This window comes from Amycolatopsis sp. NBC_01307, from assembly GCF_035975215.1.
GTDB lineage: Bacteria > Actinomycetota > Actinomycetes > Mycobacteriales > Pseudonocardiaceae > Amycolatopsis.
On sequence record NZ_CP108403.1, the window covers coordinates 105,058 to 120,267 of the forward strand.

Here is a 15,210-nt window from a genome sequence, read left to right on the forward strand (position 1 = left end):
GAAGGCCTCCTTACCGGCCATAAGAGCCGGTAAGGAGGCCTTCACGGACTTTGCCGCTAGCGGCTCGCGCCGACCAGTTCGCGCGGGTCGTCGCCCGGAGCGTCGTCCAGGTGCTTCGTGAGCTTCTCGCCCTCGACGTCGACGTCCGGCAGGATCCGGTCGAGCCACTTCGGCAGCCACCAGGCGCCGCGGCCGAGCAGCGACATCACGGCCGGCACCAGCGTCATCCGGACCACGAACGCGTCCACCAGCACGCCGAACGCCAGCGCGAAGCCGATCGACTGGATCAGCGTCGACTCGGCCAGGATGAACCCGGCGAACACGCTGATCATGATCAGCGCGGCCGCGACGACCACGCGGGCGCCGTGCCGGAAGCCGGTGACCATGGCCTCCTGGGGTTCGGCGCCGTGGACGTGCTCCTCGCGCATCCGCGTCACCAGGAACACCTGGTAGTCCATCGCGAGTCCGAAGAGGACACCGATGAGCAGGATCGGCAGCATGCTCATGATCGGCCCGGTCGACTCGACGCCGAGCAGGTCCGTCAGCCAGCCCCACTGGAACACCGCGACCACGGCGCCGAACGTCGCGGCGACCGAGCCGAGGAAGCCGATCGTCGCCTTCAGCGGCACCACGACCGAGCGGAACACCAGCATCAGCAGGATGAACGCCAGCCCGACGATCAGGGCGAGGTAGGGCAGCATCGCGTCCGAGAGCTTCTCCGAGACGTCGATGTTCGCCGCCGTCTGCCCGGTGACGGCCAGCTTCGCGCCGGTCGCCTCCTGCAGCGTCCCGGATTCGGTGCGGATCGCGGCGACGAGGTCCTCGGTCTGGGTGCTGCTCGGCCCGCTCTTGGGGATCACCGAGAGCAACGCCGTGTCACCGTTCTGGTTGACCTTCGGCGGGGTGACGGCGGCGACGTCGGGCAGCTTCTGGATGTCGGCCGCGGCCTGGCCGAGCGCGGCCTGGCGGTTGGTGCTCGAGCCGACGTCGACGACGACCAGCAGCGGCCCGTTCGCGCCTTCGCCGAAGCTGCGGCTGACGATCTCGTACGCCTTGTGCTGCGTGGACTCCGGTGCGGCGGTGCTGTCGTTGGGCAGGCCGAGCTGCATGCCGAGGGCGGGCAGCGCGACGACGGCCATCCCGGCCAGCGCGACGAGCAGCACCGGCCACCGGTGGCGGGCGACGAACCGCGCCCAGCGCTCGCCGTGCGTCGTCTCGACCGGCTTGCGGCGCAGGCGGATCCGCTCGCCGGCGACCCGCTTCCCGGCGAAGCCGAGGATCGCGGGCAGCAGCGTCAGCGCGATGACGACGGCGACCGCGACGGTGACCGCGGCGGCCACGCCCATCTGGCCGAGGAACGGGATGCCGATGACGGTCAGCCCGGCCAGCGCGATGATCACGGTGAGCCCGGCGAAGACGACGGCGGACCCGGCGGTGCCGGTCGCGCGGCCCGCGGCTTCCTCGGGACTGCGGCCGAGCTTGAGCTCGTGCCGGTAGCGCGACACGATGAACAACGCGTAGTCGATGCCGACGGCGAGCCCGATCATCAACGCCAGGATCGGCGTGTTCGAGTTCAGCTCGAGGAAGCCGGAGGCGAGGAAGATGCCACCCATCCCGGTGCCGACCCCGATCAGCGCGGTGAGCAGCGGGATCCCGGCGGCGATCAGCGAGCCGAAGGTGATGATCAACACGACGGCCGCGACCGCGACACCCAGGCCTTCGGTCGCGCCGGTTTCGGGGATGCCCTGCACCGCGTCGCCGCCGAGCTCGACGGTGAACCCGGCCGCGCGGGCGGCGTTCGCGGTGTTCAGCAGCGCCTGGCGGTCTTCGTCGGTGAGCTCGTAGGCCTTCGCGCCGTAGCTGACCTGCGCGAGGGCGACGCGCTTGTCGGGCGAGATCGACTGGGCCTGGAACGGGTCGACGACGCTCGACACCTTCGGGGCGGTCTTCAGCTGCCCGACGAGCGCCTCGACGGTGGCCTTGCCCCGGGCGTCGGCCACGGTGGTCCCGGCCGGGGCCTCGATCACGACGCGCGCGGTGGCGCCTCCGGCGTTGGCCTGCGGGAACTTCTCGGTGAGCTGGTCGATCGCCCGCTGCGACTCGGTGCCGGGGATGGTCACCGAGTTGGACAGCTGGCCCGACAGCGTCAGCGCGCCCAGTCCGAGGGCCACGAGTACGGCCGCCCAGACGGCCGCGACCAGCGCGCGCCGCCGGAACGACAACCGGCCCAGCCGGTATAGGAAGGTCGCCACGAGTCAGCTCCGTTTCGCCCGAACGGGGTCGGTTCACTCCATCTGATCACTTTCCAAGCTAGCCGATCGGCAAGGAGGCGTCCAAGCCGATCGGCAAGTATGTGACTTGTCGAACAGCAAGGAGTTCGCTTGCCGATCGGCAAGTAAGCGGGTTTGCTCGCCAAGGAGGGCTTGACGTACGCTCCGACGACTCGCTGAGGAGGAAGAATGACCGCCGGCCCGGCCGAGGACACCCGGACCCGACTGCTGCACACCGCGCTGCGGCTGTTCACCGAACACGGGGTCGAAGGCACGTCGCTGCAGATGATCGCCGACGCGCTCGGCATCACGAAGGCCGCGGTCTACTACCACTTCAAGACGAAGGCAGAGCTCACCGAGGCCGTCGCCGAGCCCGGTATCCGCGACCTGGACGAGCTGGTCCTGCGCGCGGCCGCGCAGAAGCGCCGCGGCGCGCAGGTGGACCTGCTGCTGGAGGGGTTCGTCGACCTGGTGGTCCGGCACCGCACGCTGGTGGCGCTGTTCTCGAGCGACCCGGGCCTCATCCGCGCGATCGAGAAGTCGGCCCACGGCGGCATGGAGGGCTTCGGCCAGGCGCTGCTCGGCATCCTGTCGGGCCCGGACCCGGACACGGCGGCCCGCGTCAACGCGATGGTGGCCCTGACGGGCATCGCGATGGCCGGCGGCTCCCCGGACCTGGCCGGCCTGGACGACGAAGAACTCCGCACGGAACTCCTCGACGTCGGCCGCCGGCTCCTGGGCCGCCCCCGCCGCCGAGCCCACCTCCCGATCTCAACCCTCTAACCCGCGAGCCGACCCGCCTCGCGAGTCGACCCCCCAATCACGCGAGTCGACTCCTCAATCACGCGAGTCGACTCCTCAATCACGCGAGTTCGGGTTCTGATCCCGCGAGCCGACCGTCCAGATACGCGAGCCGACCGCCTGGGCGCGCGAGCCGACCGTCCCGGTGCGCGAGCCGACCCTCCGGGTACGCGAGTCGTCCATCCCGGTACGCGTGTCGTCCGCTCAGGTGCGCGTGTCGTCCGCGTCAGGCCAGGCGGTGGAGGTGTTCCGGCGGCACCGCGGCGGTCAGCCACACGCCGTTCGCGCTCACCTGGAAGGTGCGGCCCGCGGCCGTCATCGCCGCGGCGTCCACGCGCAGGATGACCGGCTTGCTGCGGCGGGCGGCGACCGTCCGGGCCGTGTCGATCGTCGCCGACAGGTGGACGGCGTGGCGGTTCATCGGGCGCAGGCCGTCGCGCAGGATCGCGTCGAGGAACTTCGCCACCGTGCCGTGGTAGAGGACAGCCGGTGGCGTCGCGTTCGCCAGACCGAGGTCGACGGCCACGCTGTGGCCCTGGCTCGCGCGGATCATGGTGCCGGTTTCGTCGAAGGCGTACCGGCGTTTGCTGTTGGTCTCGACGACTTCGTCGAGCTGCTCGCGGGTGAGCGTGAACCCGTGGGCGCGCAGCGCGCGCAGGAGCGCGTCGACCGCCACCCAGCCGCCGGGGCCGAGGGTGAGGCCGATCGCGGCGGGGTCGTGGCGCAGGTGCAGCGCCAGCCGTTTCGAGATGCGGATCATTTCTTTGTCGTTCATTACCTCCCCAGGATCCCGCCGCGGGCAAGCGAATTAGATGCCGCCCTCGACCGCGGGACGCAGTTTGCTGGCGCCGGGCCCGAAGCGCGCGAGGTCGTCGTCGTTGTTGTAGAGCGCGCAGCTGCGCAGGGACAGGCAGCCGCAGCCGACGCAGCCGGTGAGGCGGTCGCGAAGGCGTTGCAGGGCGTCGATCCGGGCGTCGAGCTCGTGCTGCCAGTCGCGGGAAAGGCGGGCCCAGTCGGCCTTCGTCGGCGCGTGGTCGACGGGCAGGGTCGCCAGCGCCGCGCTGATGTCTTCGAGGGAGAGGCCGACCCGTTGCGCCGCGCGGATGAACGCGATCCGCCGCAGCACCGAACGCGCGTAGCGGCGCTGGTTGCCCGCCGAGCGCTCCGAGCTGATCAGCCCTCGTTCCTCGTAGAACCGCAGCGCCGTGTGCGGTACTCCGCTGCGGTCTGCCACTTGCCCGATACTGAGATGTTCGGCGAGCCTCGTCACCGGCTCAGGCTAGCCTTGACTTCGAGTTTAGTCGAGGTTGCATCGTCGGAAGCATGACCACTGCGACCGAACCGGGTTACGCCGAGCTGCTTCGACTGATCTCGCTGATGACGGGCGACGACAAGCACCAAGCCGCCGCCGAGTCCACAGTGGACGTCCTGTGGGTGCTCTACGACCGCGTGCTCGACATCACGACCGAGAACTTCCGCAAGCCGGACCGCGACCGGTTCCTGCTGTCGAAGGGGCACGGGCCGATGGCGTACTACGCCGTGCTGACCGCGAAAGGCTTCCTGGACGAGGCGGAGCTGCCGACGTGGTCCGACCCGGTGTCGCGCCTCGGCCGCCACCCGGACCGGCGGCGGATCCCGGGCGTCGAGATCTCCAGCGGATCATTGGGCCACGGCCTCCCGATCGCGCTCGGCACGGCGCTGGGCCTGCGCGCCCGCGGCCTGTTGTCACCCAAGGTGGTGACGCTCATCGGCGACGCGGAACTGGACGAGGGCTCGAACCACGAGGCGATCGTCGTCGCCGCGCGCTTCGCACTCGAGAACCTCACGACGGTGGTGATCGACAACCAGTCGTCGACGCGCGGCTGGCCGGGTGGCATCGCGCGCCGGTTCGACGTCGAGGGCTGGGAGACGCGCACGGTGCCCGGCCGCGACCACGACGCGCTGTTCGCCGCGTTCACCACCCCGCACCCGGGCCGGCCGCTCGCGGTCGTCGCCGTCGTCGAACCGAAGGGCTGAACTCATGCGCGACACGTTCTTGACCACGACCGAGCAGATCCTCGACGCCGACCCGGACGTCGCGATCGTCCTGGCGGACATCTCGGCGGCGCAGCTGGCCGGCGCCGCGCGACGGCACCCGGACCGGGTGATCAACGTCGGGATCCGCGAGCAGCTGCTGGTCAGCACGGGCGCGGGCCTGGCGCTGGCGGGGCTGCGGCCGATCGTGCACACGTTCTCGTCGTTCCTGGTGGAGCGCGGGTTCGAGCAGATCAAGCTGGACTTCTCGCACCAGGAGCTGGGCGGGGTGCTGGTGTCGTACGGCGCGTCGTACGACATGCCGACGGCGGGCCGGACGCACCAGGCGCCGGGTGATGTGGCGCTGATCGACTCTTTGCCAGGCTGGACGGTGCACGTCCCGGGCCACCCTGCGGAGGCGCGCCGGCTCTTGCTGGAGTCGATCCCGGGAGACGGCCGCGTCTACTTGCGCCTCTCGGCTCAGGAGAACGCGTCGCCGCACCTGGGAGTCGGGTTCACGCGGCTGCGGGCGGGCTCTCGCGGGGTCGTGGTGGCGGTCGGGCCGGTGCTGGATCGGGTGCTGCGGGCCACTTCCGGCCTGGACGTGACGGTGCTGTACGCGTCGACGATCCGCCCTTTCGACGCGGCGGGCTTGCGGTCGGCGGTGCTCGCTGCTTCGGCTTCCGTCGTGCTGGTGGAGCCGTACTTGGCGGGGACGTCGGCGCATTGGGTGTCGGAGGCGCTGTCGGATGTGCCGCACCGGCTGCGGTCGCTGGGGGTGCGACGGGACGCGGAGGTGCGGACGTACGGGGAGATCGCGGACCACGACCTGGCCCACGGGCTGGACGCGGGGTCGCTGGGGCTGTCGATCAGGGAGTTCCTGGGGGAGTAGCCGGAGTGACGATTGTGGGATGTTTGTATCGAACGGTGGTTTTTCGCTGCTGGTCCAGAAGTTTCATGAGCTTCTCGTTGTTCCGACGTTCTTCCACGCTGTTGCGCGGCAGTTCGACGTGGAGGCTTTCGTAGAGTTTGAAGCGGTTGAGGTCTATCACGGTGGCCATGACGGCCATGTAGTCGGCGGCGGCGCCTACGCAGGCGCGATAGGTCAACCAGCTGAGGGCGTAGGGTATCAACGCGGCCAGCAGCCACCACCCGTCCGTGGCCAGGTAGCCACAGGCCATCGCGGTGGCGATCAGGAAGACGACACACAGGCGCACGGTCAAGTCGAACTGCTGACGTGCGTCCCGCAAGTGGTCGAGATGCCGTTGCTCCGCGACTAGAGAAAAGTGCTGAGCGGTCGCTATGACGTCGAGCCCGTACTGTTTGCCGACCCGATCTTCCGCGGCGCGCAGAACGTTTCCCAGGCGAGTCGGCATCGTCCTGGCCATGACCGGGAGGGAACGAATAATCCCGAACAACGCGTCGTCGGCGGCCCGTAAGCCGCTGAATTTCGCGCCGTCCTCTGAATCGAACATACTCCTGCGATGAATTTCCCGGGTCCGGTCGTCCCAACTCTTCGGATCTTGGCTGTAGAGCTTCCTCAGCAACTCGTCGAGTCCCATGGCCTGACGTTCGCGAAGCATCTCTTGGCGCTGGAGCAACAGGTCCAGATGGCGTCGATGACGGCTGATTCGCCAGCGCAGGACGAGCCGCGCCGGACCCGAGCTACCCCAATAGCCTTCGAGCAACCGCGTCATCCCGAACTGCAGCGGGTTCAGTACCAGACCGACTATCAAGGATGCCGGCAAGATCCACAGCAGCGCTCCGGCATAGCTGCTCAAGGTCCAACCGGACAGGGATCTGCCCAGCCGAGGCAGGTTCGGGTGACCGCGCCACGCGTCGCTCGCGATCAGAACGGCTCCCCACAGCACCAGGAACAGTGCCGGGATCATGCCGACGACACTGAAATACCGGCCGACTCGGTTGCCGACGGATGTTGCGGCATCTGCGAGTGAGGTGCTCGCGGTCATGAGGTCTTCGCCGGCGGTATGAAACCGCATTTCGAGCAGCTGAGGTCGCCGTAGCTGTTCTTCCTGATACGCCCCTTGCAGCGACGCCTCGGGCAGGCTTCGGGTTTGACGTCCTCGGGATCGGGTTCGCGCTGAGGGTCGCCGGGCTGACGGTAGCTCGGATGGTCGTGCTGGGCGAACGTCGCGGCCCGCGCGGTGCCGACCATCAGCCGCAGCAGGCGCATCGCCTCACCCCGCCCTCCAGGAATGGACCATGTTAGGCCAGCATTCAGGCGCAGTCGACTGCGTGAGGCGGGGTGGGGATGGGGGTTTCGCCCTGGGTGGGGCCTGCTGTGGGCATCGTGGTGGTCGCCGTTGCCGGGGTGTTCGGGAGTGGGTGGGCCTGGCTGGCCTTCGGGGTGGTGGTGGCCGGTGGAGTGGGGATGCTCGGTTGGGTCGTGCTTCGGGACCGCGAGCCCGCTAGCGTGAGCGGTATGGGGTCAACCATCCGGCCGCTCGCGCTCGGGGTCATTCGGCGTGGGGGCGCTCTGCTCGTCTTCGAAGGGCATGACGGAGTCAAGGACGAGACCTTCTACCGGCCGCTCGGTGGGGGGATCGAGTTCGGCGAAACCGGTGCGGAGGCCCTTCGGCGGGAGTTCCGGGAGGAACTCGACGCCGATGTCGAGGTGGGCGCGCGGATCGAGGTGCTCGAGAACGTCTTCGTCTCGGAAGGGCGGACCGGGCACGAGATCGTCTTCCTCTACGACGCCGCGTTCGCCGATCGCGGTTTCTATGCCCGGGAAGAGTTCAAGATCCTCGACGACGACTCCACCGCGCGGTGGGTCGACGTCGCGGACTTTCGCGATGGCAGCAAGATCCTCTACCCCACGGGGCTCACCGAGCTGCTCTCACCGGAGCAGTGACCGCGTCGTCGGCTCCAGCAACACCCCCGAAGGCGAAGCAGAGCGGCTGAACGACACCGAAAATGGGCCGTCTTCGCGGACCGGCAGCTGGGGGAAGGTGTTCGGGGATGGCTCCGTCTCGAAAGTGGCAAAAGCTGTAGGCGGCGCCGAAAGGGACAAGTACAGCTCCGAGCCCGGTGGCGGTGCCGTCAGACCACGCTGGACCGGGCGTAGCAGCAGGACGTTGTCCGAGTCGATCATCGTCTCGTTCGCTTCGTCGCGGTGGGCCTTCCACGCCGGGCCGAAGTAGAAGGCCTCCAGTGCCTCCTTCCGGGCCTCCATCGACCGGAATCCGCGCAGCCACCAGAACTCGTCCGGGGAAGACGGCACGCGGAACAGGCCGAACAGGTGCGCGCCGGCGGCTTCCTGTGGCTCGACGAACTCGCGCTCGAACAGCTCGATCAGCTCGTCGCGACGCCCTGGGTGCAGCGTGTAGCGCCGCAGCTCCAGGACCGTTTCGTACTCGGTGAAAGTCACGAGGCGAAAGCTACCCGGCACCACCGACAAAAAAGGATCAGCGGAACGCGGCCAGCCCCGTGACCGCCTGGCCGAGGGACAGCGCGTGCATCTCCTCGGTGCCCTCGTACGTCAGCACCGTCTCGAGGTTCGCCATGTGCCGCATCACCGGGTACTCCAGCGAAATCCCGTTCGCGCCCAGCATCGTCCGGGCCGTGCGGGCCACCTCGATCGCCGACCGGACGTTGGCCATCTTGCCGAAGCTGACGTGGTTGTGGTGCAGCTGCCCGCTGTCCTTGAGCCGCCCGATCTGCATCGCCACCAGGCCGGCGCGGTTGACCTCGACGAGCAGGTCGGCCAGCTTGCGCTGGGTCAGCTGGAAACCCGCCAGCGGCTTCCCGAACTGCTCCCGCGACAGCGTGTACTCCAACGCCGATTCGTAGCACGCGCGCGCCGCGCCGACGACGCCGAACAAGATCCCGTAGCGGGCCTCGTTCAGGCAGGACAGTGGCCCGCGCAGGCCCTTGACCTCGGGGAACATCGCCGACGAGGGGAGCCGGACACCGTCGAGGACCAGCTCCGCCGTCAGGGACGCCCGCAGGGACAGCTTGTGCTTGACCTCGTTCGCCGTGAAGCCCGGCGTCGACGTCGGGACGACGAAGCCGCGGATGCCGTCGTCGGTCTGGGCCCAGACGACCGCGACGTCGGCGACGGTTCCGTTGGTGATCCACATCTTCGTGCCCGACAGCACCCAGTCGGACCCGTCGCGCACCGCGCGCGTGCGCATCGAGCCCGGGTCGCTGCCCGCGTCCGGCTCGGTCAGGCCGAAGCAGCCCAGCGCGTCGCCGGTGGCCATCCGGGGCAGCCACTCCTGGCGCTGCTCCTCGCTGCCCCACTTGTGGATCGCGTACATCGCCAGCGAGCCCTGCACCGACACGAAGCTCCGCAGGCCCGAGTCGACGGCTTCCAGCTCACGGCACGCGATGCCGTACGCGACCGCGCTGGTGCCGGCGCAGCCGTACCCCTCCAGGTGCATGCCCAGCAGGCCGAGCGAGCCGAACTCCTTCGCCAGCTCCGACGCGGGCAGCGCGCCCGTCTCGTACCAGCCGGCGACGCGGTCCAGCAGGTTGTCCTTCGCGTACGCGCGGACCGCGTCGCGGATGGCGCGTTCCTCCTCGGCGAGCCCGGCGTCGAGGTCCAGGAAGTCGTGCGGATCCGGGGTGCGGCTCATGAGGGCTCCAAGGGGACGCGTCGGTGCGGTCCCCGCAGGAAACCACAGTCAGGCGTCTGTCCCCTGCGTGGCGTTCGTCACGCGGGCGACAGAAGGACGCGCGGTGCAGCGCCGCTCGACCCGCGGCCGGACCTGCTGGCGCGGGATCAGCAGCTCGTTGAACTGGGGGAACGGGACGCTTTCGACGTCGTCGCGCCAGGCGTCGAGCATCTGGGACAGCACATCGTTCTCGGCCATCTCCGCCTCCTGGCGTTTCGGGCGCGCGGAAGCGCGCTCACACGATCGGGTGGCTAGATACCCAGCGACCGGGACGCCGAAACACAGGTCTTCAAGATTCTTCCGGCGCGTCACCCACCCATGGCAGAATCGCGTCGCCGCCGCCATGGCCTCAACTCCCGAGGAGCGCACATGCGCGCACTGCGGACGGCAAGTCTGCTCGCCCTGACCACCACAGCCCTGCTCGGCGGCGCCGGCACCGGCGTTGCCGCCGCCCAGGGCAACCCGTGGCACCAGGTCGGCCACACCACCGCCGAGAACCGCGTGAGCGGCGAGGGCATCACGACGCTCCGGCTGCCCGGGCAGGCCCCCGAGACCGTCTACCGCAACGGCGCGACCATCCCGCAGCCGCTCAAGGACGAGGGCTGGGGCCACGTCGGCGACCCCGACTCCCTGCGCGGCTACGTCTTCGACGTCTACCAGGACACCGTCACCCCGACGCCGACGAAGAAGATGTACCTGGTCACCAAGCCGGACGGGACGACGACGGAGTTCGTCCACCCGCTGCAGGCCGACGAGCCGGCCGTCAACGCGAACGCCCAGGTCGCGGCCACTCCCGACGGCCAGTGGCTGGTCTCCGGCCCGCTCGGCGAGATCGACCGGCTCTACGTCTCGCCGACGCCGTTCCTCAACCCGCGCGCCCCGAGCGTCGCCGGTGACCTGCCGATCGCCGCCCGCATCCACCTCGACCACCACATCCGCAGCGCCCAGGGCTGCGACTTCGTCAGCTCGACGCGGCTGGTCTGCGCGACGTCGGACCCGAACAACGACCTGTACCCGACGAACCTGCAGCTGCTGCAGGTCGACCTGGCGCGGCCGCTCAACGGTCACGACGTCACGGCGAAGGTGCGCGAGCTCGGCCAGGTGCCGCTGGTCAGCACCTGCACCGGCACGTTCACCCCGGAAGGCGTCGACTACGACGCGCCGACGGGGGTCCTGCGGGTCGAGGTCGTGCCGCCGTCGCCGTGCAACACGGTGACCGACGTCTATTCGTTCGAGCGCCGCTGAGCCCTCCGGCTACGCTGTGTGGCGTGTCTCGTGTGGTGATTCTCGACTACGGTTCCGGCAACCTCCGCTCCGCCGAACGCGCTGTGGCGCGCGCCGGGGCCGAAGTCGAGGTCACCGCCGACCCGCACGCCGCCGTCGAAGCCGACGGCCTGGTCGTGCCCGGCGTCGGCGCCTACTCCGCCTGCATGGCCGGCCTGCTGTCGGTCAGGGGGCAGCGGATCATCGGCAAGCGCCTCGCCGGCGGCCGTCCCGTGCTGGGCATCTGCGTCGGCATGCAGATCCTCTTCGAGCGCGGCGTCGAACACGGCGAGGAGACCGAAGGCACGGGGGAGTGGCCCGGCACGGTCGACCGGCTGAAGGCCGACGTGCTGCCGCACATGGGCTGGAACACCGTGCGCGCACCGGCAGACTCTCAGCTGTTCGCGGGCCTCGATCCCGAGGAGCGCTTCTACTTCGTGCACTCCTACGCCGCCCGCACGTGGGAGCTGGAGTCGGGCCTGCCCGGCCGCGAGCCGAAGGTCACCTGGGCCAACCACGGCGAGGACTTCGTCGCGGCGGTGGAGAACGGCCCGCTCTGGGCGACCCAGTTCCACCCCGAGAAGTCCGGTGACGCCGGTGCCCAGCTGCTGCGCAACTGGCTCGCGACCCTCTGACCGGGTGACGCGGGTCGCCGCCCTAGAGTTACCGGCGTGACTTTCACGCTGCTTCCCGCCGTTGATGTGGCCGATGGCCAGGCCGTGCGACTCGTCCAGGGCGAGGCCGGCACCGAGACCTCCTATGGCAGCCCGCTGGAGGCGGCGCTGGCCTGGCAGCGCGACGGTGCCGAGTGGATCCACCTGGTCGACCTCGACGCCGCGTTCGGCAAGGGCAGCAACCGCGAGCTGCTCGCCGAGGTCGTCGGCCGGCTCGACGTGCGGGTCGAGCTCTCCGGCGGCATCCGCGACGACGCCTCGCTGAAGGCCGCGCTGGCCACCGGCGCCCGCCGCGTCAACCTCGGCACCGCCGCGCTCGAGGATCCCGAGTGGACCGCGCGCGTGATCGGCGAGTACGGCGACCGCGTCGCGATCGGCCTCGACGTCCGCATCACCGAGGCCGGCCACCGGCTTTCGGCCCGCGGCTGGACGTCCGACGGCGGTGACCTGTGGGAGGTCCTGGACCGTCTCGACCGCGACGGCGCGTCCCGCTACGTCGTGACGGACGTGAGCAAGGACGGCACGCTGAAGGGCCCGAACCTCGACCTGCTGCGCGAGGTCGTCGCCCGCACCGACGCCCCGGTGATCGCGTCCGGCGGCGTGTCCAGTGTGGACGACCTGGTCGCGCTGGCCGGCCTGGAGTCGGACGGCGTCGAGGGGTCGATCGTCGGCAAGGCGCTGTACGCGGGGGCGTTCACGCTGCCCGAGGCGCTGGCGGCGGTCGCGCGGGTCTGAGGATTACCTCCGGGGTAATCGACGCGGTGCGCGTGGGCGGGCAGAGTTCCTTTCAGGACAACGAAAGGACCACCATGACCGCCTACGGAGTCGCGCACCTGCGGCCGCCCGCCGTGCTGCCGGAGGACGTCTTCCGGTACCTGGAACGCATCCAGGCCACGCTCGATCCGTACGGCGGCAGGTTCGTCGTGCACGGCGCCGACGTCCAGGTGCTGGAAGGCGAGTGGCCCGGCGCGCTCGTGGTGATCGAGTTCCCGGATGCCGCGGTGGCTCGCGAGTGGTACGACTCGCCCGCCTACCAGGCGATCCTGCGCCTGCGCGCCGACCACATCCCGGGTGACCTGGTCATCGTCGAGGGCTGCGGGCCGGACCACGACTCGGCGGCCATGGCGGCGGCGCTGCGCGCGGCGGGTTGACGCCGAAAAGCGGCTGACAGGACCACGCCGAACCACTAGGTTGCCGCGGTGGAGGAGATCGTCACCCAGCTCGAGATGACCGCGGCCGGCCAGCTCACCCCGGCGCCGCCGGTCGACGGGGTGACCCTGCGCACCGTCGAGGCCTCGCCGCTCATCCGCGAGCTGCACGTCCGGATCGGGACGCCTTACCGCTGGCCGAGCGCGTCCCGGACCGACGACGACTGGGCGCGCTGGCTCGCCGAGCCGCACCGGCGCTACCGCCTGGTCGAGTACCGCGGGGAGATCGCCGGCGCCGCCGACTTCGAGCCGCAGCCCGGCGACGACGTCGAGATCACGACGTTCGGGCTGCTGCCCGAGTTCGTCGGGAAGGGGCTCGGCGGGTACGCGCTCACGCTCGTCGTCGCGGCCGCGTGGACGGTGCCGGACGCGCGCCGGGTCTGGCTGCACACCTCGACCCTCGATCACCCGAACGCCCTGCCGAACTACCTGCGGCGGGGGTTCCGGGGCTTCACTCGCTCAGCTTGACGGCGATCCCGACCGTCCGGTCGGCCGGGCCGCGCAGCTTCGAGAAGAACATCGACACCCGCCCGACGACGCCGTACTTGCGCCCGATCACCTGCTGGGCCCGCTTGGTCTCCTCGAGGTCCAGCAGCCGGGCCTGGCCGCTCGCCACCGCGCCGTGCGTCTTCTTGCCGCGCAGGTCGCAGGCCTGGACTTCGACGCGGCCGCTGTTGCGGATCCGCTTGACCTTGCCCACGTCCCGGACCGAGTTGAAGACGAGCTCGCCGCCGTCGCCGGCGACCCAGATCGGGGTCGGCACGGCGCGGCCGTCCTTGCGGAACGTGGTCAGGACGACGTAGCGCTCGGCCGCGAGCCGATCCGTTTCGGATGCCATGCGTCCACGGTAGTCAGGGCGTCCGGCGCCGCAGCGTCGCCGCGCCGAGGACCAGCGCCAGCAGCGCGCAGCCGGCGACGACCGCCAGGTTCCGCAGGATCACCGCGTCCACCGTCGAGGAAGCCGTGACGCGGTTCAGCGCCTCGACCGCGTAGGACAGCGGCATCACGTCGGACAGCCACCGCAGCGGCCGGCCCATGTCCTCGCGCGCCGCGATCAGGCCGCACAGCAGGATCTGCGGCAGCACGAACACCGGCATGAACTGGATGGCCTGGAACTCGGTGCGCGCGAACGCGCTGACGAACAGCCCGAGCGCCATCCCGAGCAGCGCGTCGAGGACGGCGATCACCAGCAGCAGCGCGACCGGGCCCGCCAGGTCGAGGCCCAGCCAGGACAGCGAGACGGCCGTCGCGAGCGCCACCTGGACGACGGCGAGCACGCCGAACGCCAGCGCGTAGCCGAAAAGCAGGTCGAGCCGGCCGAGGGGGAGCGTCATCAGCCGCTCCAGGGTGGCCGTGGTCCGCTCGCGCAACGTCGTGATCGACGCGATCAGGAACATGATCAGGAACGGGAAGACGCCGAGCAGCGCGGGCGCGACGTGGCTGAACACCACCGTCGAGTTGAAGACGTACCGCAGCAGGATCATCAGCAGCGTCGGCACCAGGACCAGCATCACGACGGTGCGCGGGTCGTGCCGCAGCTGGGTCAGGATGCGCCGCGTGGTGGCGAGCGTCAGCGCGGGGCTCACGACGCGACTCGCACGAGCCGCAGGAACGCCTGCTCGAGGTCGGCGGCGCCGGTACGCCGTCGCAGCTCCGCCGGCGCGTCGTCGGCCAGCAGGACGCCCTCGCGCATCAGCAGGAGCCGGTCGCAGCGCGCGGCTTCGTCCATGACGTGGCTGGACACCAGCAGCGTGGCGCCGCCTTCGGCGAGCCGGCGGAACAGCGCCCACAGCTCGTCTCGCAGCACCGGGTCGAGCCCGACGGTCGGCTCGTCGAGCACCAGCAGCTCGGGCTTGCCGAGCAGCGCGACGGCGAGGTTCGCGCGGTTGTGCTGCCCGCCCGAGAGCGAGCCGACGAGCTTCCCGGCGTGGTCGCCCAGGCCGACCTCGCCGATGACCCGGTCCACATCGGACACCGGGGCGCGCAGCACCGCGGCGAAGTAGCGCAGCGCCTCCCGGACGGTCAGGTCCGCGTAGATCGCCGGGTTCTGCGTCGCGTAGCCGATCCGGCGCCGCAGCGGCGGGCTGCCCGCGGGCAGCCCCAGCACGGTGACGGTGCCGCTCTCGACGAGCTGCACGCCGACGATCGCGCGCAGCAGCGTCGTCTTGCCGCAGCCGCTCGGGCCGAGCAGCCCGGTGATCACACCGCGCGGGACCGCGAAGCTCACGTCGCGCACCACCGGCCGCCCGCCGCGGCGGATCCGCAGGCCGGTGACCTCGACGGCAGAATTAGTCATGCGATTAATTCTGCGCTCGCCGAGGTCACGGCGTCAAGCGGGCTTCCG

20 protein-coding genes are annotated in these 15,210 nt (G+C 70.3%); 9 read left to right on the plus strand and 11 right to left on the minus strand.

Translation table 11 applies throughout. The annotated features are described in order from the left end of the window. Nucleotides 1–56: 56 nt before the first annotated feature. Complete coding sequence (locus OG439_RS00525; protein WP_247062839.1) at nt 57–2,252, minus strand: MMPL family transporter; 2,196 nt, start codon at nt 2,250–2,252, stop codon at nt 57–59. A gap of 207 nt (nt 2,253–2,459) precedes the next feature. On the opposite strand from OG439_RS00525, the gene OG439_RS00530 reads away from it, so the two are divergent. Continuing rightward, the gene (locus OG439_RS00530; RefSeq protein WP_247062840.1) at nt 2,460–3,053 is read left to right on the plus strand and encodes a TetR/AcrR family transcriptional regulator; all 594 of its coding nucleotides are present in this window, start codon (nt 2,460–2,462) and stop codon (nt 3,051–3,053) included. Nucleotides 3,054–3,297: 244 nt separating this feature from the next. On the opposite strand, the gene OG439_RS00535 is transcribed toward OG439_RS00530, so the two are convergent. Then, nucleotides 3,298–3,846 carry an RNA 2'-phosphotransferase gene (locus OG439_RS00535; protein ID WP_326947375.1) on the minus strand — a complete coding sequence of 183 codons (549 nt, stop codon included), beginning with the start codon at nt 3,844–3,846 and terminating at the stop codon, nt 3,298–3,300. 33 nt (nt 3,847–3,879) lie between these two features. Continuing rightward, a complete protein-coding gene (gene soxR / locus OG439_RS00540) occupies nt 3,880–4,341 on the minus strand; it encodes a redox-sensitive transcriptional activator SoxR (protein WP_247062842.1) in 462 nt (153 codons plus the stop codon). Between the two features lie 53 nt (nt 4,342–4,394). On the opposite strand from soxR, the gene OG439_RS00545 reads away from it, so the two are divergent. Together OG439_RS00545 and OG439_RS00550 are read left to right on the plus strand one after the other, a co-directional pair. Next, the gene (locus OG439_RS00545; protein ID WP_326947376.1) at nt 4,395–5,087 is read left to right on the plus strand and encodes a thiamine pyrophosphate-dependent enzyme; all 693 of its coding nucleotides are present in this window, start codon (nt 4,395–4,397) and stop codon (nt 5,085–5,087) included. Between the two features lie 4 nt (nt 5,088–5,091). After that, on the plus strand, nt 5,092–5,976 hold the full coding sequence (locus OG439_RS00550) for a transketolase family protein (RefSeq protein WP_326947377.1): 885 nt from the start codon (nt 5,092–5,094) through the stop codon (nt 5,974–5,976). Here the strand turns inward: OG439_RS00550 and OG439_RS00555 are convergent. After that, nucleotides 5,954–7,054, minus strand: coding sequence for a hypothetical protein (locus OG439_RS00555; RefSeq protein WP_326947378.1), 1,101 nt, complete (start codon nt 7,052–7,054; stop codon nt 5,954–5,956). The two genes, OG439_RS00550 and OG439_RS00555, sit on opposite strands and share 23 nt — an antisense overlap. Beyond that, nucleotides 7,051–7,278, minus strand: a complete 228-nt coding sequence (locus tag OG439_RS00560) for a hypothetical protein (RefSeq protein WP_326947379.1) — start codon at nt 7,276–7,278, stop codon at nt 7,051–7,053. Before OG439_RS00560 ends, OG439_RS00555 begins: the two co-directional genes overlap by 4 nt. A 108-nt stretch (nt 7,279–7,386) precedes the next feature. On the opposite strand from OG439_RS00560, the gene OG439_RS00565 reads away from it, so the two are divergent. Next, on the plus strand, nt 7,387–7,956 hold the full coding sequence (locus OG439_RS00565; protein ID WP_326947380.1) for an NUDIX hydrolase: 570 nt from the start codon (nt 7,387–7,389) through the stop codon (nt 7,954–7,956). Here the strand turns inward: OG439_RS00565 and OG439_RS00570 are convergent. From OG439_RS00570 to OG439_RS00580, 3 genes are read right to left on the minus strand one after another with little or no spacing between them, the layout of a single operon-like run. Then, a complete protein-coding gene (locus tag OG439_RS00570) occupies nt 7,942–8,472 on the minus strand; it encodes an NIPSNAP family protein (protein ID WP_326947381.1) in 531 nt (176 codons plus the stop codon). The two genes, OG439_RS00565 and OG439_RS00570, sit on opposite strands and share 15 nt — an antisense overlap. Nucleotides 8,473–8,509: 37 nt before the next feature. Then, nucleotides 8,510–9,682: an acyl-CoA dehydrogenase family protein gene (locus OG439_RS00575; RefSeq protein ID WP_326947382.1), complete on the minus strand. Its 1,173-nt coding sequence runs from the start codon at nt 9,680–9,682 to the stop codon at nt 8,510–8,512. Between the two features lie 48 nt (nt 9,683–9,730). Continuing rightward, a complete protein-coding gene (locus OG439_RS00580; RefSeq protein WP_326947383.1) occupies nt 9,731–9,919 on the minus strand; it encodes a hypothetical protein in 189 nt (62 codons plus the stop codon). 171 nt (nt 9,920–10,090) lie between these two features. On the opposite strand from OG439_RS00580, the gene OG439_RS00585 reads away from it, so the two are divergent. From OG439_RS00585 to OG439_RS00605, 5 genes are all read left to right on the plus strand, one after another. Beyond that, nucleotides 10,091–10,966: a hypothetical protein gene (locus OG439_RS00585; RefSeq protein ID WP_326947384.1), complete on the plus strand. Its 876-nt coding sequence runs from the start codon at nt 10,091–10,093 to the stop codon at nt 10,964–10,966. A gap of 32 nt (nt 10,967–10,998) precedes the next feature. Beyond that, nucleotides 10,999–11,619 (plus strand): imidazole glycerol phosphate synthase subunit HisH, encoded by a 621-nt coding sequence (gene hisH, locus OG439_RS00590; RefSeq protein WP_326951457.1) that lies wholly within the window; start codon nt 10,999–11,001, stop codon nt 11,617–11,619. A gap of 36 nt (nt 11,620–11,655) precedes the next feature. Continuing rightward, nucleotides 11,656–12,393: a bifunctional 1-(5-phosphoribosyl)-5-((5-phosphoribosylamino)methylideneamino)imidazole-4-carboxamide isomerase/phosphoribosylanthranilate isomerase PriA gene (gene priA, locus OG439_RS00595; protein WP_326947385.1), complete on the plus strand. Its 738-nt coding sequence runs from the start codon at nt 11,656–11,658 to the stop codon at nt 12,391–12,393. A 74-nt stretch (nt 12,394–12,467) separates the two neighbouring features. Then, entirely contained in the window at nt 12,468–12,809 is a 342-nt protein-coding gene (locus OG439_RS00600) for a DUF1330 domain-containing protein (protein ID WP_326947386.1), read from the plus strand. Between the two features lie 48 nt (nt 12,810–12,857). After that, nucleotides 12,858–13,334, plus strand: coding sequence for a GNAT family N-acetyltransferase (locus OG439_RS00605; protein WP_326947387.1), 477 nt, complete (start codon nt 12,858–12,860; stop codon nt 13,332–13,334). Here OG439_RS00605 and OG439_RS00610 read toward each other — a convergent pair. From OG439_RS00610 to OG439_RS00620, 3 genes are read right to left on the minus strand one after another with little or no spacing between them, the layout of a single operon-like run. Then, nucleotides 13,318–13,704: a PPOX class F420-dependent oxidoreductase gene (locus OG439_RS00610; protein ID WP_326947388.1), complete on the minus strand. Its 387-nt coding sequence runs from the start codon at nt 13,702–13,704 to the stop codon at nt 13,318–13,320. The two genes, OG439_RS00605 and OG439_RS00610, sit on opposite strands and share 17 nt — an antisense overlap. Before the next feature lie 13 nt (nt 13,705–13,717). Further along, nucleotides 13,718–14,452, minus strand: coding sequence for an ABC transporter permease (locus OG439_RS00615; protein WP_326947389.1), 735 nt, complete (start codon nt 14,450–14,452; stop codon nt 13,718–13,720). Continuing rightward, on the minus strand, nt 14,449–15,162 hold the full coding sequence (locus OG439_RS00620) for an ABC transporter ATP-binding protein (RefSeq protein WP_326947390.1): 714 nt from the start codon (nt 15,160–15,162) through the stop codon (nt 14,449–14,451). Before OG439_RS00620 ends, OG439_RS00615 begins: the two co-directional genes overlap by 4 nt. Nucleotides 15,163–15,210 lie beyond the last annotated feature (48 nt).